This window comes from Lysinibacillus sphaericus (genome assembly GCF_005217585.1).
GTDB classification, from domain to species: Bacteria; Bacillota; Bacilli; order Bacillales_A; family Planococcaceae; genus Lysinibacillus; species Lysinibacillus sphaericus.
In genome coordinates this window covers 446487-469430 of the sequence record NZ_SZPT01000002.1, presented here as the reverse complement: position 1 = coordinate 469430, position 22944 = coordinate 446487, and the positions used below count along the sequence as shown (strand labels likewise).

Here is a 22944-nt window from a genome sequence, read left to right as displayed (position 1 = left end):
GATGGAGTGTACTAAATGGATACAATATTACTGATAACAATATTAGTCGTTATATTCGCACTTGTGTTCGACTTTATTAACGGCTTCCATGATACAGCCAATGCTATTGCAACATCTGTATCAACGCGTGCCCTAAAGCCACGTACTGCTGTGTACATGGCTGCGGTAATGAACTTTATCGGAGCTATTACATTTGTTGGAGTTGCGAAAGCATTAACGAAAGATATTGTTGACCCGTTTACACTAAATACGTATGACGGTGATATTACAGGGTCAGTGGTTATTTTGGCAGCTTTACTGTCAGCTATTACATGGAATTTATTAACATGGTATTTTGGGATACCGTCTAGTTCGTCCCATACTTTAATTGGTTCAGTTGCAGGGGCGGCAATTGCTGCGGCAGGATTTGATATTCTAAATTACACAGGCTTTATTAAAATCCTTCAGGCGCTTATTTTCTCTCCATTACTTGCGTTTGTAGCTGGTTTTTTCATGATGTCACTGTTTAAAGTAATCTTTAAAGATATGAATTTATATCGAACAAATAAAGGCTTCCGAACGATGCAAATCGGTACAGCGGCATTGCAATCATTTACACACGGTACGAACGATGCGCAAAAGGCGATGGGGATTATCACCCTTGCATTAATTGCAGGTGGTTTACACCAAGGTGACGATATTCCGTTTTGGGTTCGTTTTGCAGCTGCCTGTGCGATGGGTCTCGGAACATCGGTTGGTGGTTATAAAATAATTAAAACAGTCGGTGGTAAAATTATGAAAATACGCCCAGTGAATGGTGTAGCAGCGGACTTAGCATCTGCTTCGATCATCTTTGGTGCGACGTTAATTCATTTACCTGTATCGACAACGCACGTAATTTCTTCTTCTATTATGGGCGTAGGTACTGCACATCGCGTCAAAGGTGTGAAATGGGGTATGGCACGTAAAATTGTTACGACTTGGGTAATTACAATGCCAATCTCTGCCGTGATGGCTGCTACAATTTACTTTATTTTAAGCTTATTTTTCTAAAATAGTGAAGGAATGCACAACTTATGTGCATTCTTTTTTCTTTGCTTTGAATTTGCCCTTGTTAATACATGTGAGTCCATCTATGGTAATTATAAAGAAAGTATAAAGTTCAGAAGAAATACATCAATCCATAGTAAGGTTATGTAACAGGAGGAAAACGATGAATGAAAAGCTATTACTAATAGAGGATGATCACGCAATAGGTCGTATCGTCAAAGATACACTAGAGCAAGAGGGATACTTCGTCACATGGGCAACTACAGGTTTAGAAGGGCTAGCAGACTTTCAAGCGCAACCATTTGATTTAGTATTAGTCGATTGGATGCTACCTGAAATGGATGGCCTTACTGTTTGTCAAAATATTCGTTGGGAAAGTGATGTGCCCATTTTAATGATGAGCGCCCGTAAAGACGAGGCTGATAAAGTGGAAGGCTTACAAGGTGCTGATGATTATTTAGCAAAGCCTTTTAGCTTGGCAGAATTAAAGGCACGTGTTGCCTCCCATTTACGTCGATGGCAACGCTATAAGAAAATAGAAGTGACAGAACATGTCGCTACATTTACATTTGGCTTAGCAATTGACTGGCATAAAGAACTAGCAACACTGGAAAACAAAGAACTAGCCTTAACTCAAAAAGAGTTTGCCCTGTTAAAGCTATTGGCTAAAAATCCAGGCCAACTATTTTCAAAGGAAGAGTTATATCAGCATATTTGGCAACAAGCGAGTGTAGACGAGACACATACAGTCACTGTGCATATTAAAGCATTACGAGAAAAATTACAGGATCCGGTTAAAACACCACATTATATTCAAACAGTTTGGGGCAAGGGCTATCGCTTCATAGGAGAACCGTTATGAAAATAAAATCTTGGCTACTGATGATGTTTTTTATTGTGATGATTGTGCCAATTGGCGGGGCGTATGGCTTATATATATGGATCAATGCCTATTACCATGATAAAAGCTTTGCAGAATATATTGAGAAATGGACGACACTAAACGATGTCAAGTCGGTCCTGAACGATCCAACATTATATGCCAAAGATGCAGATATACAACAAGTAAAAGTACTTACGAGTGATCAACTAGCTATTACGCTATACGCAAAATCTGGCTTTGTTTATTATTCATCTAATCCGTTAACCTCCGGATTTGTTTCAAGAGAAAATGTGTTAAAAAACTTATATGTATTACAGCAAAAATACAATGCGTTTACATATAAGGAACCCGTTTTTCAACAAGGCGATTTAGTTGGCATTTATGAAATTCAACTTATCAGAAAGGACTGGGTTCAAGGTGTAGAGAGGCGTTCATGGCTCGTGATAGCGAGCGCGATTACGTTATTTCTAGCCGTTTATACAGCAGTCATTTTGTTGCTTAACCGTAAATTACATCGACCGTTACAAGCATTAATGCAACAAATGGATGCATTTGGGAAGGGACAACATGTTGACGCTGTGATGGCTACAAGAAAAGATGAAATCGGGGAGCTTACAAATACTTTTTTAAGTATGCAAAGGGAAATTGAGGTCGCACGTGTCCATTTAAAAAATGAGCAAAAGCAGAAGGAACTGATGATTGCCAGTATTTCACATGATTTAAAGACACCCTTAACAGCAATTCAAGCATATGCAGAGAGTCTACAAAATGCTTCCCTCACTGCGCATATGCAGGAAGAATATCGGGCAGTGATTTTAACAAAGGCAATGGATATGAAGCAAATGCTAGAAGATTTACTTATGTACACGTTGCTTCAATCGACAACCTATGATGTAACACTGGTCCCAGTAGAAGGACAGGAATTTTTTGATATGGCAATCTCGGATTATGAACCACTTTGTCAAAGTAAAGGGCTATCCTTGCAAACGTTTTGTGATGTAGAGGGTACCTTTGCTGTTCAGCCCTCACAAATGCAACGTGTGATTGACAATCTGATGAGTAATGCAACTCATTTTGGCACTTTAGGCACGACTATTTATTTAGCAGCTATCAGCAATCAAAAACTCGATTGGGGTTTTGATTTTGTGAACGAGGCGCTCACAAAAAAAAGCGGCATGTATTTAGTTGTGCAAAATAGTGGAGCAGGTGTAGGTGAACAAGAAATCGAGCAATTATTTGAACCATTGTACCAATCAGATCATGCCCGAACAAAGACAGGGCAACGAGGCACAGGGCTAGGCCTTAGCATAGCGAAACAAATTATTGAAAAACATGGTGGAACAATAAATATGGTATCCAAGCGTGGAGTTGGCACAGCAGTACTGTGTTGGTTACCGCCTTACAAAGGAGAAAATGACAAATGAACTGGAAACAAACAATACGAGTTGGGGGACTTATAACGCTGATGACATTGAGTTTAGTTGGTTGTAATTCAGAGACATCTTATTCCCCGCAAGAGATTATAGACCAATCATTACAAGAAACACAAGAGCTAGCAAGTTATTATGGAGAATATACTTTGGATATAGATGAATCCGGAGTCGCTAACGTAAAAGAATGGATGAAGGATGGCAAACGTCGGATTGAGATGTCTGTTGATGGCGATCATGTTATTGCTGTTAATGACGGTAAACAAATTATTTCCTATAGTAAAAAAGAAAACAAGGCAACGATTATTTCATTTGAAAATGGAGAATTAGGAGATTTTATGGGGCAATCGGCAAAAGACAGCGCCCAAGTATTATTAAACTTAGTAAAGGATTCTCACGATATAACCATTGCTGGAGAAGAATCAATTGCTGGTCGAGATACTTATCATATTACAGCGAAAGCACAAAAAAAGAATACATTATTAGGTGATGTTGAAGTATGGATTGATAAAAAAACGTGGTTGACGTTAAAAACAATTACGACGAACGCAGGCAATGTGACGACGCAAGAATATTCTAAGCTCGATGTTAATAAGAAAATGGAGGAGAAATTGTTTACTTTTGATATTCCAAAAGATGCAACGGTAGAAAAAATAGATCCCCAAAATCAAACATCAACGGCAACAATCGAAGAGGTGAAGGAACAACTGGGTAACTTTTTAATGGTACCTGAGGTAAATGGCTTGTCCATATCCACAATCGTCGATATGAAAGTGAAAGAGCGCCCAGAATTTTCTTTTGAATTTGAAAAAGATGACCAACCTGCATTTTCAGTTTCAGTTCTTAAAGAAGTTAGTAATGAGGAATTTGGTAATCTTGGGAATGAAGAAGAAATCCAAGTACGAGGCAAAAAAGGCACATGCATGGATTTAGGAGAACTTTTTGTTATTTCTTGGTCTGAAGATGGCTACCAATATAACATTATAAGTGAAAATCCTGAATTTACTAAAGAAGAAATTTTAGCATATGCCGAGGAAATGACCAATGTTCAGTGAGGTGAACGGTGTGCAAAAGGCGAATTTTATAAAGTGCATAGCATTATTTTTATTTGCTACTGGTTTTTTATACGGTGTTGGTGAAACGTATAGCGTTCCATGGCTACAATTTCAATTTCTAGGTGAATACAATAATGAAGGTTTTTATTTTAGCTTTAGTTCTCTTATTCCGTTACTCGGTGGCATACTCATAGTGGCAATATATGAGACGATCGTTAAACGATTTATCTAAAAAAGAGAAAATCCACTACTATTTGAAGTGGATTTTCTCTTTTTATTGGATGGTTAGGGGCGTTCACTTTCGTTTCATACGCAGGAGTCCGATGAAATTTAACTAAGTTAAGAAAGAGCTAAAAATAGAAAATGTTAAAAATATATAAATTAAAACAAGTCTCTTTTAAAGAGGCTTGTTTTTTAAATTCCTAAATTAGGTTAAATTACTCATATGATAGAAAATAAATAAGGATAAAGAATTGTAATATTTTAGAAGCGAATGTAGTATTAAGGGAGTAGGAAAAGAAAAAGGAGGATGCGGTATGGATTTACAAGAATTTGAAGAACTATGGATTACCCTAAATGAATTATATAGTGCAAATCGCTATTTAGAATATATTGAGTTAAGCAGTCCCGCTATTGAAAGTGCCAATGCACTAGCGTTGTATGATAAGGCAATGCATCTATTGCGCTATAGCTGTATGAGCTATTATCAAGTGGGCGATCTACAAATATCCATCAATTTATTAGAAAAATACCGCGAACTGACTTTTTTATATGGGAATGATATTGACGTCATTCAATATTATTCACTTGCCTCCATTTATTGGGGAACGTTCGGACAACAAAAAAAATGCGAAGAGCTTTTAATGAAAGGGCTAGAAATTGCAGAGCGTATTCAACATATTGAAAGCATGGGGAAAATTTATAACAATCTAAGTGGTTTAGAAATTGAACTCGGTAAATATGCAAAGGCAAAGCGACTTGCCTTAAAAAGCTTATTCTATACAAATGAATTTGATTTGAAGCACGATTCCCCCTATAAGGGTATTATACATGCCAAGACTAATTTAGCTATTGCCCATATTTGGCTGGAGGAATTTGAAGAAGCGAATACGCTCTTACAGGAATTATTGATGACAATAAAAGACCCTCCTTATAATAAGGCACAATTAGAGGTGTTTAATGCGCAAGCACTACTATATGAAAAACAGGGTCGTATTGGTGAAGCAATTGATATGTATCAAAAATCAAAGCATTATGCATTGCAAAATAATGATCTATCTTTGTTACAGACAATTTACAATTCATTAGTTAAGCTTATTGAAGAACAAGGGAATAAAATTATTTTAAGCGCTGTACAAAAGGAATATATTAATATTTTATTAGAAATACAAAGGGAGAATTATACTCAGGTACTATTCGAAATGGAGTATAACGATCAGAAAAAACACTTTGAGCGAACTTCCTATATAGATCCGCTTACAAATATTTATAACCGACGTTATTTTGATGAACAGGCGAAAGAAATGGTGAAAAGTGCAGCAAGCAATCAAAAGCTACTTGCTCTTTTGATGATTGATTTAGATCATTTTAAATCCATCAATGATTCAAATGGTCATTTATTTGGAGACGATGCATTATCCATTACAGCGACCACATTGCAGCAGTTTTTTCAACCGTACGAATCCATTGTCGCACGTTTTGGTGGTGATGAATTTATTGTTCTCCTCCATCTAAGAGAAGGGGAGTCAATCTCTATAATAGCTCAAAATCTATATCATTCATTAACTTCACTGGCATTGACAGTCAATGAAGCTGTCGTGCAATTAGAATTTAGTATAGGTGTAAGCACGAATGAACATGGTTATATTACGCAACTCGAACAATTAATCCATAATGCTGATAGTGCACTTTATACATCAAAACGGAATGGACGTAACCAAATAACACTCTATAACCAATATAACGATGCGGGAAATAGTAAATAAAGGAAAATATTTACTGGTCTGTACTTTCAATCGTGTATAAACATCCGTGACCTTTCAAAGGACAAATCAATGTAATACCTTACTAGTAGGTGTAAGGTTTTGTAAAGTCCATAAAAAGTGAGCGGATTTTTTGTTGACATAAAAACTAAAGTTGAGTGTAGTACAGTGTGCTTTACGTGCTACCATTTGCTTGCAAACCAATTAAGCAGTAAGTAATCAAGAGTTAACGTCAGTAACAAGAGAAAAAATTTTTTATCAATCGTGAATCGGAAGGTCTTTGGTAAACGTCAGTAGTGTAGAAAGAAGGTGAGGCAGCAATGGAGATTGAACAAATAATTGCAGAGCACGGGGATTATCTACTGAAGGTTGCCTATCTATATGTGAAGAATGAAGCAACTGCAGAGGACATAGTTCAAGATGTGTTTATTGCCTTTTATCAAAAGCAACAGCAGTTTCGACAAGAATCCTCTTTACGTACATATTTGGTCAAAATGACAGTCAATCGCAGTCATGATTATTTACGCAGTTGGAAAAGCAAACGGCTGTCATTATTTGAGAAAATAATAGGACGCGCAACGACCATTACGCCGGAAAAAGAATTGCTCGCTAAAACGACTAAACAGGAGCTAGTAACAGCTTTATTCACTTTATCAGTGCCATACAGAGAAGTACTAATTCTCTATTATTTTGAGGAAATGACCACTGTAGATATTGCCAAGCTAGTTCGTTGCCCAGAAGCAACGATTCGAACAAGGTTACAGCGGGCAAGAAAACAACTAGCATCAATAATTGGTGACGATGATTGGGAGGTGTTACGTTATGAATCAATTTAAAAAAAACGTGTTAAATGAGCTACAGCATGTAAAGCTGTCCGCTGAAAAAAAGCAACAGATTGCACAAAAAGCTAGGGGGAGAAATAGACAAAAACAGAATAGCCAGCGGCAGTATCGTATTGTGTTAGCAACATTTACATTGCTTGCCATTGGTTTTAGCGTCCTTGTCACACTAAAAACGGAACATCCTACAAGGACAATGCAAGGAGCGGCTTTACAGCAAGAGACAAATAAATGGAGCTTATGGATGCTTTTAGAACATGATTGGATAAAAGGACTAGTGCTCTTAAGTTTATTTGTCACTATCGCATTGTGGATCAAGCGTATATTGCTAAAAAAAGGATATGGTTTGCCAGTATGTTTGGCGTGTGGAGAAGTATGGACGGCTAAGCTAGTCCGAAAATATTATTGGAAAAATGGACAAATGTCTTGTCCACATTGTCAAAAAGTACATTACCGCACAAAAAAGTCGGTACAATTAAACGCATTCACTAATTTACCTATACCATTTATGGTTTTTATCAATTATTTCTTTAGTAATCTTTTAATGGGTATTAGCTTTTATATTGTAAGTGTAGCCATTTATCTTTATATTTTAATTCCTGTTGTCATAAAACTACAGGAAGATGACCCTAGCAATGAACCCTTGTGGTAAGTTTTTAAAGGACGATACGAAATATAAAAGTCTCTTTTTATATGAATTTGTCAAAATCGATTGACAACTGTTTTTATTTGCTTTATCTTTTGGTTAACCTATTTTAAAGATAGGTTAACTAAAGGGGGATTTTCGTTTGAAGAAGAGTAGTACTTACAATTATGTGTTAGCGGCATTCGGAGCGGCTATTATCGCAGTTCTTGCACAGGTTACGATACCGCTACCATTGATTCCAATTACAGGACAAACTTTAGCAGTAGGCTTAGTTGTCACAATATTAGGTACAAAGCTTGGTACACTATCTGTACTTGTATATATTTTACTTGGCACAGCAGGAATACCTGTATTTAGTGGTATGTCAGGGGGATATGGTATTATCATAGGTCCAACAGGCGGATATATTGTAGGCTTCCTTGCAGCGGCTGTTTTAATGGGGGTATACTTAGATAAATTTGGTATTACTTATGTACAAGCAATGATTGCCAACATTATCGGCATGGTTGTAACATTGGCATTCGGTACAGTATGGTTAAAAATTGTTGGTGATTTAACATGGACTGCAGCATTTATGGGAGGAGCCGCACCATTTATTATTGTGGGTGTTCTGAAAGCAGTACTTGCTGCATGGCTTGGTGTTGTTGTACGTCGACGCTTAGTAAGTGCACATTTAATTGAAGCAGTAGCATAGGGGGTTATAAAGGATGGCAACGCTTTGGACAGGTGGAACAATTTATACGATGGAACGAGCTGGTGAAACAGTTGAAGCTGTTCTTGAGAAGGACGGGAAAATTGTGGCAGTAGGAACGGTAGATACCCTATTACCACAGGCAACTACTATCCAGCATTTGCAAGGGAACGTTATGTACCCAGGATTTGTCGATAGCCATTTACATATTATTGGCTATGGAGAGAAGTTACTGCATATAGATGTTTCAAACGTAACTAGTAAGGATGAGCTGCTCCATATCATTGGTGCGCGTATGGAAGGCGTTTCTGCAGAGCAATGGGTTGTTGCCATTGGTATGAATGAAACAGCGTATACAGAGCCCATTTTTCCAACTTTGTCGGAGCTTGACGCACTTGGTGAAGCCCATTTAATTATTAAACGAAGCTGCCATCATTTAATTTTAGCTAATTCTAAAGCACTTGCATTTGCAGGGATTACTAATGAATCACCTTCTCCAGAAGGTGGCATTATTGAAAAAAAACAAGGTCAATTAACAGGAGTTTTAAAAGATACAGCATTGTACTTGATTGTTAACAACATGCCTTATTATACGCCTGCATATATAGAGGAAGCGCTTCAAAAATCTGTTGCATCTCTTCAATCTTATGGTTTAGTTGGAGGGCATTCAGAAGATTTAAGCTACTTTGGGCCACCGAGTCAACCAATTCAAGCTTTTCGTAAAATTGTGGATGCCGAAAAATCTTTTAAAGTGCATTTATTACAGCACCATTCCGTTTTTGAGGAAGTTGCGTTGTTAAAGGAACAATCCACGCCGTATGTGGAATTTGGTGCTATGAAAATATTCGTCGATGGTGCTTTTGGTGGCCATACTGCTGCACTGCGCGAGCCTTATTGTGATGATCCAGATAATTATGGCATACTTGTACATTCGACAGCACAATTAGAGCAATATGTGCAACTTGCACGGCGCTATGGACAAACAGTAGCTGTGCACGCAATCGGAGATTTAGCCATTGAGACAATACTAAATGTTTTCGCGGCATATCCACCTCTTGAGGGGCAATTAGATCGTTTAATTCATTGTAGCCTAGTTGATGAAGAGATTTTAGACAAGTTGGCAGCATTACCGATAGCCGTAGATATGCAACCACAGTTTGTACAAGGCGAATATTTAGCTGAAATAGTAAAATTAGGTGAGAAACGTTCACAAGGTCTACATCCACTAAAATCTCTTTTAGATAGAGGGCTGATTGTAGCAGGAGGTAGTGATGCACCCATTGAAGTGCCGAATCCGTTATACGGAATTTATGCTGCCGTGGCAAGACGAAATTTTGGAGAGAGTCATGAAGGCTTTGGTCCTCAGGAGAAAATTTCGCGCTTTGAAGCGGTGCGTTTGTATACAGTTGGGTCTGCTGAAATCATCGGTCAGGAGCATAGGCGAGGTAAGATAAAAGAAGGATTTAGTGCTGATTTTACCGTGTTCGACGATGATATTTTTACAGTTGATATTGAAAAAATCCCACATATTCAAGTTGCATATACAGTTGTCGATGGTCGTATCGTTTATGAACAGACAAAAAATCGTTGTGAGGCATAGCCACACAACGATTTTTTGATGTTTCTCCTATTGTCTTTTTGATAAATTGTGCACTTGTTCCTCCAAATCTCGGACACGTGTTGTCAGTTCATCCACATGTTGTTGTAGTGTGTCTCGAGAAGGAAGGACGGCTGTTGACTTTACATTTTTAATCATTTTTATCATAACGAAAAACATAGCAAGAAAAATGAGAAGAATAAAAATAGTACTAATGATGTCCCCAATATGTAGTTGCAACTGGATTTCCCCTCCTAATTTTATTTGCTATCTGTATTTACTGGATGGGCAAGTAAAAAGTTTCAATTTTTTAACGAACATTGCATACAAATATGACAATTGCCTCAAATAAAGGCATAAATAAAATGCCGCAGATGTTTAAATGCGCTTACAAGTCGCATGAAAAGTCTGGGTGCCATTCCATACAGCCGTATTGGATAACATTTTCTATGTTGAGAGTAAATTGAATTACAATATCTATCATACGTTAGTAAGAAGAAATAACTTAAAACGGATAGCAAATTGTCAATCAGGGAATGGGATAGTACGAAACTGGGGTGAGGGAATGCAAAAAGCTCGTCAAATTATGCGACAAGCCATCTATAACATTTATACGTATCGTATCGACTATATACGGGTTTTCGTTATGATTCGTGTATTTCAATTTTCACTAGCAATACCGGTGTCAACACTCGTTTTTAATGTAATGCTTAATGTAACGGGCTACACGCATATAACGGAACAAAATTTACAAAGTTTTTTAATGCACCCCTTTGTCATAGCGATAATGATCCTTTTAGTAATGGTCGTATTGCTCTTTATTTACTATGAGATGGGTTTTCTGTTTATAATGGCTTTTAATCAGCAAAGGGGTACTCGTTATCGGTTTTTGACAATGTGGCAACAACTAAATCGAAAACTTTCTTATTTTTATAGCTTACAAGTTCTTTATTTAATTGTCTATATAGCTCTTTTATTGCCATTAGCTTCATTTGTACTCCCTCTTTGGCTAACACAGGGGATAGCTATTCCACACTTTATGACAAATGAAATAATGGGTACACCTACAGGTAGAATACTGTATGCTGCTGTTGCTAGTATCTTAGTGATGGTTGGAATAAGGAGTATGTTGACATTGCCTATTTTTACAATACAGCCAAAAATTTCACTAAGGCAATCATTTCTCCAAAGTTGGCGTTTTTCAAGACGGGGCTTGTTTAAACTACTTGTATTATTGGCAATGGTTTTAACGATTCATTTATTACTTTTAATCGTTGTAACAGTAGTCGGTATACTACCACTATTTTTCCTGGAACGATTTATGCCAAGCACAGCGCTGTTAACAGCAGGATTTACTTTGGCATTTCTTGAAATGGCCTTTATTGTGCTGTTTAGTCTGTTGCAAGCTATGTTTTCACAAGTCATGGTTGCCATTACGTATAATACGCGTGTTTTGGCTCTAACAAGAAACGCTTATCAAAACAAACACTATTTTCCTTTGCCATTAGTGCTTTGTGTTATTTTTTCAATTTTAAGCATAATCAATATTTTTTCGTTAGAGAAAAGTGTGTACGCACCAGATACTAAAATTATTGCACATCGTGGTTATACAGCAGGCAATGTGGAAAATACAATTAGCGGGCTTGTTAGTGCAGCGAGTGCAGGTGCAGACTTAATTGAACTAGATATTCAGCAAACAGTAGATGGAGAATTTGTGGTCTTTCATGATCGTACATTAAGGCGTCTAGCAGGGAAAAATGGGGTTATTGCCAATATGACGCTAAGTGAATTAAAAACCATTACAATTTATGAGAATGGGATGAGCGATAAAATTTCTTCATTGGATGATTTTATCGAAATTGCCAAGGCGCTAGATGTTACATTATTAATTGAGTTAAAAGTACATGGGAAAGAAAGAGAAGACCTATTGCCTCGATTAGTAGAAAAGTTACGCGCCTATAAAGTGCTTGATACGTACTATGTACAGTCCTCAGATGCGCAATTGATGACACAACTTAAAAATATAACACCTCATTTGCGTGTAGGAATTGTTTATGCGCTGAATATTGGACCGATGGATCATTTAACTGTAGATTTCATTGCGTTAGAAGCATCGTGGGTGGACGAGAGCTTAATTGCAGAACTCAATGCTCAACATCTAGATTTGTTTATCTGGACTTTAAATAAGGATCGTTCTTTACAGGAATTTATTGAGAAAAACGTTTCGGGCGTAATTACAGATCATCCAGATATAGCGTTAGAGATAAGAGCAAAACAAAGTGAACAGCAATACTTTCTACAACGCGTCCTAAATCGATTATCATTCATCTTTTAGCTCTGTGAAGTGGCAATTATTCTCTTTTGAAATTTTTTTGAAAATAATATGGTAATAATGTAACCATTTCCTTTTACAATCGACTACTTCAATGAACTCGTGAAATGAAGGAGATGTATTTTTTATGAAAATGACAAAGGTCGTACCATTTGCAATGACAGCATTATTATTAGGGGGCGTTGCAATCGCTCCAACTGCATCAGCAAATGAAGGAGAAGCAGTTGTCACAAATGCCCAACAGGATGAACAAACGCCACAAGTGCAGCCGGTTTTTATTAAAGTAGCCGGTACAATTGAAAGCGTGGAAGAACGTAATAATGCAACGTATTACACAACGAAAGATGGCGAAAATACGAACGTCTTTGTCGTAAATAAGGACACACTTATTTTTGATAATACGGGAAAAGAAGTAAAGCTACAAAAAGGTGATAAAGTAACAGCATATACGTATGCAAATAAGCCAATGCTGATGATATATCCACCACAGTATAATCCAGAAGTTATAATCGTGGAAACAAAGGAAATGGGTAGTGTCACTGTTGACTTTTTCAATAAGGATTTAGTCAATACGGATAACAGTTTAAAATTAAATGTTGGCAAAGAAACGGTGATCCAAAGCCAATCAGCTAAAGAAGTCTCAGCTAAAGATTTAGCCGAACAACATTTACTTGTGTTCTATACAATTACAACAAGAAGTATTCCTGCACAAACACCGCCAACAAAAGTCATTGTGTTAGATGCTACAGCGAAAGAACAAGGTGAAGGAACAGAGGAAGCTTCAGCTAATGCAGCAGTACAAGAAATTATTAAAACAGATTTTTATGAAGTGGATGGTACAACAATGGTGCCATTACGTCTAATTGCAGAAGAATTAGGCTTTAAAGTGGAATCAACAGGTACTGGCGCTATTGTTTCAAAAGGGGCGCTATCCTACACAATTACACGTGGTGAAAAAGCATACGGCTACAATAAAGCACTTCGTTACTTTAAAGTAGCACCTGCGTTATTAGAACCAACGAAAACGTATGTACCTATTGAATTTTTTGAAGAATTAATGCAATAACATGTCCCAAACCCCTCCAAAGTACAATGGAGGGGTTTTTTTACTATATCAAAAACTGAATATTCTAAATATTTTCGGTGACTGGCACTTATTTTTCTTCAGGATTCTTAAGGTTTTTCGGCATGTTCTTTTAAGGTTTGATTTCTAAAGTAAGATTATGAATTCAAACCAAGAGGTGAATAATTGTGAAAAAGCTTTCTTTTTTATTTCAATTTATGGTGAATCCTAAAATGATAGGCGCGATTGTGCCAAGTTCGAGTTTTCTAGGTGATAAAATGATTGAAAAAATTGACTTTACAAAAGCAAAATATATAGTTGAATATGGCCCAGGTACAGGTGTTTTCACAGAAAAATTGCTTGCCAAAAAAAATGCCAAGACCGTTGTATTATTAGTAGAAAATAATATGAAATTTTGTTCGTTGCTTAAACAACGCTATAAAGACCATGATAATGTATACATTAAATGTGGATCTGCTGAAAATATTGAAACATATTTGCAAGAGTATCAAATTCCTTATGCTGATTACGTTATTTCAGGGCTTCCATTTTCAAGTTTGCCCGAAAAGGTATCATACAAGATTTTAGACAACACTACAAAAATTCTAAAAGACAATGGATTGTTCATTACATTTCAATATACAAAATGTAAAAAGGCATTCATTAAACAGTTTTTTGCCAAATTAGAAATAACAAGAGAATATAGAAATTGGCCACCTGCTTACATCTTTAGCTGTGCTATAGCAAATAAACATCCGGAGGAAATAGTAGATGTCAAAAATACTAATTGTTGACGATGATAAAGAGATAAGAAATCTGATTGCAGTATATTTAGAAAATGAAGGGATGGAAACTGAAAAGGCAGAAGATGCAGTGGAAGCATTACAAATGCTCGAAAAAAAAGCGTTTGACCTTATTGTTTTAGATATTATGATGCCGAAAATGGACGGTATCGAAGCATGCTTGAAGATTCGGGAAGAGCGTAGCATGCCTATTATTATGCTTTCAGCAAAATCAGAGGATATGGATAAAATTAAAGGACTTGCTGCTGGTGCTGATGATTATTTATCTAAACCATTTAATCCATTGGAATTAATCGCTAGGGTGAAATCCCAATTAAGAAGGTATAAAAAGTACAATACGGAAACTACTTTCGTAAAAAGTGTAATCGAGATAGGGAATCTAACAATCAATACAGATACACGTCAAATTTGGGTACAACAGCAAGAAATTAGATTAACACCAAAAGAGTTCGACATTTTAGAACTGCTTGCTCGAAACAAAGGGATTGTTTTAAGTATTGCAAAAATTTATGAGGCAGTTTGGAAGAATGACTTTTATAAATCTGATAATACGGTGATGGTGCACATTACAAAAATTAGAGAAAAAATCGAGGACGATCCAAAACATCCAATTTATATTAAGACAATTTGGGGTGTGGGGTATAAAATATGAGAACGATTAAGTTTCGTCATAAAATCTCTTTTCAGCTTCTTATGATGATTGTCATCAGTTTATTCGGTGCTATTTTTGTGATGAGTATTATATCTCGTCCTATATTTGAGTTAATTAATTTCATCATGAACAATAATCATCTCAATGTATGGCAAGCAAGTGTAGCTTTTACTGCTTGGTTTTCAACAGCCATTATAACTTTTGTGTTAATTTTTAGCATGCTAATAAGGAAAAAAATCATGTATGTCAAGTTAATCTCCGATACCGTTCAACAAATTGCAAGTGGAGAACTAGGACAAACAATTGATATTAAAGGGAAAGACGAACTATCTCAGCTAGCGATAAATATCAATTACATGTCGCAAGAGTTAGAACAGAAATTTATACATGAAAGACAAATAGAAAAAGAAAAAAACGAGCTTATTACAAATATATCCCATGATTTACGGACACCATTAACATCAATCATTGGCTATTTGAAATTGTTAAAGGATGGTCAATATACACATAAAGAACAACTTCAAGAATACTTGGAAACGATTTATTCCAAATCATTAAGACTAAAAAATCTGATTGATGAACTGTTTGAATTTACCCGTTTATCGAGCCCTGATGTGAAGTTGAATTTGAGCAATGTGGACATGGCGAGTTTACTACAGCAAATCGTAGGAGAGTATAGTCCAATATTCGAAGAGCAACAATTGACTGTTCAAAATTTAATCACTGATGAAGACATACATGCTGTAATCGATATTGAAAAAATTGTGCGTGTTTATGAAAACCTTTTTATTAATGCGATAAAATACAGCGAAAAACCATCAGCATTACTAATATCGTTTGAGGCCAATCATAATACTGCCATTTTAAAAGTATCAAACAGAATGGCAAACGCTCCAATGGATAATATCAATAAAATGTTTGAACGGTTTTTTAGAGGGGATAAAGCGAGAATGGATGCACAAGGTAGTGGTCTGGGCCTTTCCATTTCAAAAAGAATTATGGAGCTGCATCATGGCGATATTTGTGCAGAGTACAAAAATGGTTGGATTACGTTTACTGTTGAACTTCCAATTAAAGAAAATTAATTTAAGAAAATGGAAATTACCTTGTTGTATCATATTGCAGGGGGGAGTTGGGAGTGACCAACGACATGCAGTTTCGCTATTTGTCTTTGCTGAACATTGGACAAATTGTAGATGTCCAAAAAATTGGTAAGAATAAACTATTTGAGAATAACTTTTAACCTAAGCAAGACAAGAAGGGGAAAAGTTATTTTTGATAGTTTTTTGATGGCTAAATCTATTTATTGGTAAAATAACAATAGATTAGTAGAATTGAATCAAGAAGTAGGAGGAGAATAGTGAAAAAATTTTTTCTAATGTTACTTGCAGCATTTGTAGTATTAATGGTTAATCCATCAACATCCAAAGCGAAAGTAATCTATGACGGCGTAGAAATTGTCAAAGGGCAAACGGGGAAGCTAACGTTTTCGAAAGATGTAAAAGTGTATAAGAAAAAGGCCAATGGTCAGTTTGAATCGATGTTAGTCAGAAAGGGAAATTACTTCCGTGTATATAATATTGAAAAATATAATAAACAAACATATTATTGGATGAGCTCTGGATATCGTGTACAAGCAAGCGATTTAACTGTATTTAAAGCGATTCCGTTTGAACAACGTGTAAAATTTTATCAAAATCCTGCCTATATGTGGATTAATAGAGATAAACCATTTTACTCGTTTTATAATGAGAGTGATAGTTTGGCAACGCATGCACACTCTTATTATACCTATTTAAATAAATGGGGGAATTTTATCTTTGAACAGGGGGAACTTGTCAATACGTATGATATGAGTTTTGTAGGTGGCGGTATTGAAAAGCGAACAATTGATCCAACAGATATTCAACTAATCGAACCGCAAGTTGTGAATAAGGATATATTATTTATTGTCACAAAAGATACGGGACAGCATATTAAACCATATTTAATTAACAATAACGATTATTATCAAAGACTTGCACGTCCATTGCCAACAGGTACTGTTCTTAAAAGTGAAGGTTTTAAAATTGGTAACTATTATGCAGTGACGTTTAATAGTGAATCTGACCTTTACAGCACATTTTTCGTTCCTGAAAGCTATGTAGTTGAAAAGGCGAATTAAATCGCTGATAAACCAGTGTAAATCGCGGGTAAACCACCACGAACTGCTAATAGGGGTGGAATTCAACGATGGCAGTATTTACACGACCATCAAAATATAAAGGCACCAAGAGTTCAAAACTTCTTGGTGCCTTTTGTATTTATGCATTCGGATAAATCATTGTAGCTGGATCAACATATTCATCGAACTGTTCTTCAGTTAATAAGCCTGAAGCGATGGCCGCTTCTTTTAGAGTCGTGCCTTCTTTATGTGCTTTCTTCGCAATTTTTGCCGCATTTTCATAGCCAATATAAGGGTTTAAGGCTGTTACAAGCATTAGCGAGTTTTGCAAGTTATGATCCAGTACCTCTTTGTTTGGTTCGATGCCGATAGCGCAGTGATCATTAAATGATTTCATCGTATCTGCTAGCAGACGTGTCGATTGTAGGAAATTGTAAATAATAACAGGTTTAAAGACATTCAGTTCAAAATTACCTTGCGAAGCGGCAAAGGCAATTGTTGCATCGTTCCCAACTACTTGCGTAACAACCATTGTCATCGCTTCACTTTGCGTCGGATTCACTTTACCTGGCATAATGGATGAGCCTGGTTCATTTTCTGGAATAGTAATTTCACCAATACCAGAGCGTGGACCACTTGCTAGCCAACGTACGTCATTGGCAATCTTCATCAAATCAGCAGCAAGTGCTTTTAATGCACCATGTGCCACAACCGCTTCATCATGACTTGTTAAAGCATGGAATTTATTTGCTGCGGAAGTGAACTGTTTGCCCGTTAGTTCACTAATTTCAGCTGCTACACGCTCACCAAATTCAGGATGTGCATTAATACCCGTCCCGACAGCCGTACCGCCAATCGCAAGCTCTTTCATGTAGTCCACATTATGTTTAATCATTTGCTCGGATTTACCTAGCATAGCAGACCAGCCACTAATTTCTTGTCCCAATGTCAGCGGGGTAGCATCTTGTAAATGGGTACGTCCAATTTTAATAATATCTTTAAATTGCTCTGCTTTTTCATCCAATGTTGCCTTTAATAAACGAAGGCGAGGCAGTAGATAGTCTTCTACTTTTAGTACGGCTGCAATATGCAACGCAGTTGGAAACGTATCGTTCGAGCTTTGAGATTTATTGACATCGTCATTTGGGTGAATGCGGTCAGCTTCACCAGCATCTTGTAAAATTTGGTTTGCACGATGCGCAATCACCTCGTTGACATTCATATTCGATTGGGTACCACTACCAGTTTGCCAGACAACAAGTGGGAATTGATCGTCCCATTGACCATTTAAAATTTCATCTGCCGCTTGCACAATTGCATTGGCTTTAATATCCGAAAGCTTTCCTAATTTATTATTTGCGATTGCTGCACTTTTCTTTAAAATCGCCATAGCTTGAATCAATTCAATCGGCATGTGTTCAGTACCAATTTGAAAATTCTCTTTACTACGTTGGGTTTGAGCACCCCAAATTTTATTGGCAGGTACTTTGATCTCACCCATAGTGTCTTTTTCAATACGATAATCCATTGAGAACAGCTCCTTCAATTTATGTAACTAAAAAACGGATATTCTTAGTGTGATGTAAGAATATCCGTTTAATGCATGTTTATTTCAAAAAATAAGGGGGGATTCTGAAATAAACAGTTTAGAGAAAAGAAATAATCTATATGATAATGATAATTGTTATCAATTAAAAAGTCAATTGTTCTGCTCAATAAAAATACTATTAATGAGAATAGTTCGCATTTTGTTCAAAAAAATCAATTATTATTGCGAGTACTGTTATGTTTTTTGTCTACCCACACCTTGTATGTTGATAAACATTAAAAAAGGGAAGAACTATCTTTTCTTCTTCCCAAGATCTTTTGTTAAAGGTTGTTTTTTTGATATTTTTTCAAAAAGCACAATGACATGATACTGGCGCTCATTCATTTGAATAACGTCCACTACTTTTGCTTTTCGACCTTTAATTTGGATGTTTTCATCAATAGTTGGAATGCGAATTAATAGCTGATTCAAAACGGAAATCTTATTTTCATAAAAATGAACAACATGCATTTTCGCAGTTCTCCTTATTTTGTATTTTAGTCAATTTATGAGTAACTGGCTGATTATAGAACAGTTGGTATAACAGGACGAATAGCATGAAAATCCCATTGGAAAGCATAAGGAAAGCCTCTTAAACGTTAGAATTAGGAGGCTAATGTTATCTATAGCGTTTTTTTGGAGAGCCGTTGTAACCATCTTTTTTGTTTCCAACTACTTACGATATAAAAAAGACTAGAAAGTGCTAATACGCCACTCGATGCTTTTATAAGGAGGGCATATTGTAAATACAGGCCAAAGAAAACTGCGCCTAATGCTAGTACACTAATGATAAAGACTTGCTTTTTTTGATTTTCATAGATTGCAAAGACAAAATCCCTTTGCTGCAATGCATCTTTTTGTACTAACATTCGCTGGGGTGTCTCCACAAGGTCTTGCAGGGAATGGAATACTTTAAAAATTGGGAGCGCATTAAGCCATTGTAAAACAGTTTTCCAATTATTTGAGCTTCCTTGCTTGATCCAATCTGAAAATACAGGTTTAATAATGTCTAAAATTTCTTTCTCTGGAGTAAGGGTCAGCAACATACCTTCAATTGTCACAAACGAGCGCCCTAAAAAGATAAATCGTGTAGGAACTTGTATAGGAAGTAATTTTATCATGTCATTCATTTCTTTTTTGACAGCAAATACATCCATTTCCTTTACTTTGTTTAAATCCAATAGTAGTACTTCTCTTAGAAGATTTTCAATGATTTTTAAATCCGCTCCTGGTAGTAAAAATCCTAAGTTTTTTAATGTTTCAGCCGCTTGAGCATAATTTTTTAATAAAATAGCCTGCATTAAAATTTGAAAATTGGCTGCATCTTTTCTTGATATTTCGCCAACCATACCAAAATCAAGAAGGACAATTGTACCATCCTCCGTTACTAGCACATTGCCAGCGTGCGGATCAGCATGAAATAGCCCAGCCTCTAGCCATTGTGGTAAGAAAATGCGCATTAATCGCTCAGATAATGCTTCTTTATCAATTTGATTGGAAGTTAAAAATGCGTTATCTGTTATTCTTGCACCATCTATCCATTCCATTACTAATACTTGAGAGGTGCTAAGTTCGGGATACGCACTAGGAATCTTAAGTTCATCAATCGATGCAAAGCGTTCGCGAAAATGTGTCATGGTGTCTAGTTCTTTATTAAAATCTAATTCCCTACTGATGACATGTTTGACTTCATTAAAAAGCAATTTAAAATTAATAAAGCCTTTAGGTACTGGAGCAATATATTGCGCAAACCACATAATAATAGCTAGCGAACGAAAATCCGTTCGCATAATAGTTGGTATAGTGGGTCGCTGTACTTTAATTGCTACATTCGTACCATCCTTTAACTTTCCGCGATAAACCTCTCCAATGGATGCGGAAGCGACAGCTTTTGTCTCGATTGAAAGAAGTACATTGTCAACAGGACTTCCCCATTCTTTTTCCAAAACAAGTTGAATGTCTTCCCAAGGAGAGGGAGGGACTTGATCTACTAAATCCTGTATTTGGCTAATAAAACTTTTTGGTAGTAAATCTTCGCGAATACTTAAAAGTTGTCCGACTTTAATCAACACACCTTCGAGTTCAAATAACGTTTCTCGAAATTGTCGACCAAGCTTTTCCCAGAGCATTTCCCATTGTGGTTCCGATTTTTTTCGAATGCGAAACCAATAAACTTGCAACAACATGGAAAAAGCGAAGGAAAGTATTTTCCACATACGATACCAACTTTTCCTTTTTTTCATGCGACATACCTCCGATTTTTTATTTGAGCAAAAAGACAAATTATATGTAAATATTTCCTATAAATCGAATATCTAAATCATACACCAATTGCCAATCTAAATGGATTGTATTTTATGTATCAATCTAATAAAAAATAGCACTTAAATTAACCTTAGGGGTTATTTATGCCTTACAAAAATTTCTTCTAGAAGCAAGCTAGTGGTGAGAACAAGGAATGCACCTAGTTTTGAGTGTATGTTATGGACTGCATAACGCATTCTATTGTATAGATAGGAGTGGTGATATGAAAGATGTAAGCTACTTACAAATAGCCATAGAAACAGTTGTAACTTTTTTCGTACTTCTTGCCCTCACACGTTTTTTAGGGAAAAAACAATTAAGTCAACTTACTTTTTTCAATTACGTAACAGGAATCACAATTGGCTCGATTGCCGCAAATATGATTGTTTTAAGTACTAAAGATTACATGAAAGATTTGGTAAGCTTAATTATTTGGTGTTCGTTGACGACACTAATCGGCTATATTAGTTTGAAATCAGGGAAAATAAGAATGTTGCTTGACGGTCAGCCTACAATTGTTATAAAACATGGCAAAATCGATCGAAAAGCATTGAAGCGAACTGGTGTCAATATTGATGACTTAACGATGATGATTAGACAATACCAAGTTTTTTCAATTGATGAAATAGATTTTGCCATTCTAGAACCGAATGGTACGCTTAGTATTCTTAAGAAACCGCCATTTCAAGGTACCCAAAAAATAGATATAAACATCTCACCAGAAAATCCACCTTTTTTGCCAATTGAAATAATATCAGATGGAAAATTATTAAAAAGAAATTTATTAGAAGTTGGGAAAAATCGACAATGGTTAAAAGATGAACTGAAAAAGATGTCTATCGAAAATATTGAAGAAGTATTCTATGCTGAAATCCAATCGAATGGGCAATTATTTATCCAAAAATATTAGACCAGCACGTAATTTAAAATACGTGCTGGTTTTTTAACAGTTTCTTGTACCCATGGATATTCCCAAAACTGTCCCTTCTTAATCGCACGGTTCTATTATAAACTTCCAATATCATAGGTAAGGAGAAGTGATATGGATGGAAACTAATATTCGTAAGGCGGATCGAATGTGTACAAATGAAGGGCAAATTTATAACTTTTTACGAGAAGCTCAAACAGCTTTTCTTGGCTTGGTAGATCATAACATGCCATATGTCATTCCGCTTAATTTTGTATTCAAAGAAGGGATTTTTTATATTCATGGCGCAAATGAAGGAAGAAAAATCACCATCTTACATACGAATTCAAATGCTTGTATGACCATAAGTGAAAATTACGGAACAATTGCCGATCCGATTCCTGCTAATACAGATACTGCTTATATGAGCGTTATCGCAAACGGTATCATCGAAGTAGTAACAAATTTAGACGAAGCAACGGCAGCAATGCAAGCAATGCTAGATAAATATGTCCCAGCTTACTATCAAGCGCCCTTATCAAAAGCACATGTTGAGAAGTATCAATCTTCTTTAGGAAGTAAAACGATTGTTCTAAAATTGAAACCAATAACGATGACCGCTAAAGCACATCAAGATAATGGACAAATGAAGTTTTATCCTGGTAGATCCATTCAACAGGATATTTAACATAGCAACTTGACTTGGAAATAATAGTGGGGAAAGTTTACACGGTGGCTGCTGGTAAACAATTCGAGAACTCGTTCAAGCGTCTTTGTACTAAATAAGATAGCTATAGTCAGCCTACTGATATTGTTAAAGGAAGCCTTTATGTAATCAAAGTAGTACTGCGGATAACTTCGTCTCTCTATTTTTGGGAGATGGGGTTTTTTAATATAAGAAATAATGAAAAGTAGAGGAGGCTATATGCACATCATAACAAACAATAACGTATCAATGATAGGACTGCTAGCACTTGTA

At 36.1% G+C, this 22944-nt stretch carries 22 protein-coding genes; 18 read left to right on the top strand and 4 right to left on the bottom strand.

The window, feature by feature from the left end:
- Window positions 1-15: 15 nt before the first annotated feature.
- The 10 genes from FC748_RS07935 to FC748_RS07890 all read left to right on the top strand — a co-directional run bounded on the left by FC748_RS07935 (window position 16) and on the right by FC748_RS07890 (window position 10155).
- Window positions 16-1032 (top strand): inorganic phosphate transporter, encoded by a 1017-nt coding sequence (locus FC748_RS07935; RefSeq protein ID WP_024363624.1) that lies wholly within the window; start codon window positions 16-18, stop codon window positions 1030-1032.
- 160 nt (window positions 1033-1192) lie between these two features.
- The gene (locus FC748_RS07930; RefSeq protein WP_025219332.1) at window positions 1193-1891 is read left to right on the top strand and encodes a response regulator transcription factor; all 699 of its coding nucleotides are present in this window, start codon (window positions 1193-1195) and stop codon (window positions 1889-1891) included.
- Window positions 1888-3336 carry a sensor histidine kinase gene (locus FC748_RS07925; protein WP_108030951.1) on the top strand — a complete coding sequence of 483 codons (1449 nt, stop codon included), beginning with the start codon at window positions 1888-1890 and terminating at the stop codon, window positions 3334-3336. Before FC748_RS07930 ends, FC748_RS07925 begins: the two co-directional genes overlap by 4 nt.
- The gene (locus FC748_RS07920) at window positions 3333-4397 is read left to right on the top strand and encodes a LolA family protein (RefSeq protein ID WP_108030950.1); all 1065 of its coding nucleotides are present in this window, start codon (window positions 3333-3335) and stop codon (window positions 4395-4397) included. Before FC748_RS07925 ends, FC748_RS07920 begins: the two co-directional genes overlap by 4 nt.
- Window positions 4387-4629 carry a hypothetical protein gene (locus FC748_RS07915; RefSeq protein WP_227665434.1) on the top strand — a complete coding sequence of 81 codons (243 nt, stop codon included), beginning with the start codon at window positions 4387-4389 and terminating at the stop codon, window positions 4627-4629. Before FC748_RS07920 ends, FC748_RS07915 begins: the two co-directional genes overlap by 11 nt.
- Before the next feature lie 304 nt (window positions 4630-4933).
- Window positions 4934-6382, top strand: coding sequence for a tetratricopeptide repeat-containing diguanylate cyclase (locus FC748_RS07910; protein WP_024363629.1), 1449 nt, complete (start codon window positions 4934-4936; stop codon window positions 6380-6382).
- A gap of 317 nt (window positions 6383-6699) precedes the next feature.
- Window positions 6700-7215 (top strand): sigma-70 family RNA polymerase sigma factor, encoded by a 516-nt coding sequence (locus tag FC748_RS07905; RefSeq protein ID WP_024363630.1) that lies wholly within the window; start codon window positions 6700-6702, stop codon window positions 7213-7215.
- Window positions 7202-7870 carry a TIGR04104 family putative zinc finger protein gene (locus FC748_RS07900; RefSeq protein ID WP_167492656.1) on the top strand — a complete coding sequence of 223 codons (669 nt, stop codon included), beginning with the start codon at window positions 7202-7204 and terminating at the stop codon, window positions 7868-7870. The genes FC748_RS07905 and FC748_RS07900 overlap by 14 nt, the downstream gene beginning before the upstream one ends.
- 136 nt (window positions 7871-8006) lie before the next feature.
- Window positions 8007-8558: a biotin transporter BioY gene (locus tag FC748_RS07895; RefSeq protein ID WP_025219337.1), complete on the top strand. Its 552-nt coding sequence runs from the start codon at window positions 8007-8009 to the stop codon at window positions 8556-8558.
- A 13-nt stretch (window positions 8559-8571) separates the two neighbouring features.
- Window positions 8572-10155, top strand: coding sequence for an amidohydrolase (locus tag FC748_RS07890; RefSeq protein WP_108030948.1), 1584 nt, complete (start codon window positions 8572-8574; stop codon window positions 10153-10155).
- 27 nt (window positions 10156-10182) lie between these two features.
- On the opposite strand, the gene FC748_RS07885 is transcribed toward FC748_RS07890, so the two are convergent.
- Window positions 10183-10392 carry a hypothetical protein gene (locus FC748_RS07885; RefSeq protein WP_024363634.1) on the bottom strand — a complete coding sequence of 70 codons (210 nt, stop codon included), beginning with the start codon at window positions 10390-10392 and terminating at the stop codon, window positions 10183-10185.
- A gap of 325 nt (window positions 10393-10717) precedes the next feature.
- Between FC748_RS07885 and FC748_RS07880 the strand changes: the two genes are divergently transcribed.
- From FC748_RS07880 to FC748_RS07855, 6 genes are all read left to right on the top strand, one after another.
- Window positions 10718-12487 carry a glycerophosphoryl diester phosphodiesterase membrane domain-containing protein gene (locus tag FC748_RS07880; RefSeq protein WP_108030947.1) on the top strand — a complete coding sequence of 590 codons (1770 nt, stop codon included), beginning with the start codon at window positions 10718-10720 and terminating at the stop codon, window positions 12485-12487.
- A 124-nt stretch (window positions 12488-12611) separates the two neighbouring features.
- On the top strand, window positions 12612-13550 hold the full coding sequence (locus tag FC748_RS07875; protein ID WP_024363636.1) for a stalk domain-containing protein: 939 nt from the start codon (window positions 12612-12614) through the stop codon (window positions 13548-13550).
- Between the two features lie 185 nt (window positions 13551-13735).
- Window positions 13736-14341 carry a class I SAM-dependent methyltransferase gene (locus FC748_RS07870; protein WP_108030946.1) on the top strand — a complete coding sequence of 202 codons (606 nt, stop codon included), beginning with the start codon at window positions 13736-13738 and terminating at the stop codon, window positions 14339-14341.
- The gene (locus FC748_RS07865; protein ID WP_024363637.1) at window positions 14319-15002 is read left to right on the top strand and encodes a response regulator transcription factor; all 684 of its coding nucleotides are present in this window, start codon (window positions 14319-14321) and stop codon (window positions 15000-15002) included. Before FC748_RS07870 ends, FC748_RS07865 begins: the two co-directional genes overlap by 23 nt.
- Window positions 14999-16087 (top strand): sensor histidine kinase, encoded by a 1089-nt coding sequence (locus FC748_RS07860; RefSeq protein ID WP_108030945.1) that lies wholly within the window; start codon window positions 14999-15001, stop codon window positions 16085-16087. Before FC748_RS07865 ends, FC748_RS07860 begins: the two co-directional genes overlap by 4 nt.
- A 275-nt stretch (window positions 16088-16362) precedes the next feature.
- On the top strand, window positions 16363-17166 hold the full coding sequence (locus tag FC748_RS07855) for a hypothetical protein (RefSeq protein ID WP_108030944.1): 804 nt from the start codon (window positions 16363-16365) through the stop codon (window positions 17164-17166).
- A 139-nt stretch (window positions 17167-17305) separates the two neighbouring features.
- Here the strand turns inward: FC748_RS07855 and fumC are convergent, their stop codons facing one another.
- From fumC to FC748_RS07840, 3 genes are all read right to left on the bottom strand, one after another.
- On the bottom strand, window positions 17306-18694 hold the full coding sequence (fumC, locus tag FC748_RS07850) for a class II fumarate hydratase (protein ID WP_024363640.1): 1389 nt from the start codon (window positions 18692-18694) through the stop codon (window positions 17306-17308).
- A gap of 312 nt (window positions 18695-19006) precedes the next feature.
- On the bottom strand, window positions 19007-19225 hold the full coding sequence (locus FC748_RS07845) for a hypothetical protein (RefSeq protein WP_024363641.1): 219 nt from the start codon (window positions 19223-19225) through the stop codon (window positions 19007-19009).
- A gap of 152 nt (window positions 19226-19377) precedes the next feature.
- Window positions 19378-20997: an ABC1 kinase family protein gene (locus FC748_RS07840; RefSeq protein ID WP_108030943.1), complete on the bottom strand. Its 1620-nt coding sequence runs from the start codon at window positions 20995-20997 to the stop codon at window positions 19378-19380.
- A gap of 284 nt (window positions 20998-21281) precedes the next feature.
- Between FC748_RS07840 and FC748_RS07835 the strand changes: the two genes are divergently transcribed.
- Window positions 21282-21968: a DUF421 domain-containing protein gene (locus FC748_RS07835; protein ID WP_024363643.1), complete on the top strand. Its 687-nt coding sequence runs from the start codon at window positions 21282-21284 to the stop codon at window positions 21966-21968.
- Window positions 21969-22104: 136 nt separating this feature from the next.
- Window positions 22105-22653, top strand: coding sequence for a pyridoxamine 5'-phosphate oxidase family protein (locus FC748_RS07830; RefSeq protein WP_024363644.1), 549 nt, complete (start codon window positions 22105-22107; stop codon window positions 22651-22653).
- The last annotated feature ends 291 nt before the right edge of the window (window positions 22654-22944 follow it).

Coding starts and splice junctions, on each gene's coding strand:
- FC748_RS07925 (WP_108030951.1), top strand. CDS start 1,888: ATGAAAATAAAATCTTGGCTACTGATGATGTTTTTTATTGTGATGATT.
- FC748_RS07890 (WP_108030948.1), top strand. CDS start 8,572: ATGGCAACGCTTTGGACAGGTGGAACAATTTATACGATGGAACGAGCT.
- FC748_RS07910 (WP_024363629.1), top strand. CDS start 4,934: ATGGATTTACAAGAATTTGAAGAACTATGGATTACCCTAAATGAATTA.
- FC748_RS07845 (WP_024363641.1), bottom strand. CDS start 19,225: ATGCATGTTGTTCATTTTTATGAAAATAAGATTTCCGTTTTGAATCAG.
- FC748_RS07915 (WP_227665434.1), top strand. CDS start 4,387: ATGTTCAGTGAGGTGAACGGTGTGCAAAAGGCGAATTTTATAAAGTGC.
- FC748_RS07860 (WP_108030945.1), top strand. CDS start 14,999: ATGAGAACGATTAAGTTTCGTCATAAAATCTCTTTTCAGCTTCTTATG.
- fumC (WP_024363640.1), bottom strand. CDS start 18,694: ATGGATTATCGTATTGAAAAAGACACTATGGGTGAGATCAAAGTACCT.
- FC748_RS07830 (WP_024363644.1), top strand. CDS start 22,105: ATGGAAACTAATATTCGTAAGGCGGATCGAATGTGTACAAATGAAGGG.
- FC748_RS07840 (WP_108030943.1), bottom strand. CDS start 20,997: ATGAAAAAAAGGAAAAGTTGGTATCGTATGTGGAAAATACTTTCCTTC.
- FC748_RS07835 (WP_024363643.1), top strand. CDS start 21,282: ATGAAAGATGTAAGCTACTTACAAATAGCCATAGAAACAGTTGTAACT.
- FC748_RS07920 (WP_108030950.1), top strand. CDS start 3,333: ATGAACTGGAAACAAACAATACGAGTTGGGGGACTTATAACGCTGATG.
- FC748_RS07880 (WP_108030947.1), top strand. CDS start 10,718: ATGCAAAAAGCTCGTCAAATTATGCGACAAGCCATCTATAACATTTAT.
- FC748_RS07865 (WP_024363637.1), top strand. CDS start 14,319: ATGTCAAAAATACTAATTGTTGACGATGATAAAGAGATAAGAAATCTG.
- FC748_RS07930 (WP_025219332.1), top strand. CDS start 1,193: ATGAATGAAAAGCTATTACTAATAGAGGATGATCACGCAATAGGTCGT.
- FC748_RS07935 (WP_024363624.1), top strand. CDS start 16: ATGGATACAATATTACTGATAACAATATTAGTCGTTATATTCGCACTT.
- FC748_RS07900 (WP_167492656.1), top strand. CDS start 7,202: ATGAATCAATTTAAAAAAAACGTGTTAAATGAGCTACAGCATGTAAAG.
- FC748_RS07875 (WP_024363636.1), top strand. CDS start 12,612: ATGAAAATGACAAAGGTCGTACCATTTGCAATGACAGCATTATTATTA.
- FC748_RS07905 (WP_024363630.1), top strand. CDS start 6,700: ATGGAGATTGAACAAATAATTGCAGAGCACGGGGATTATCTACTGAAG.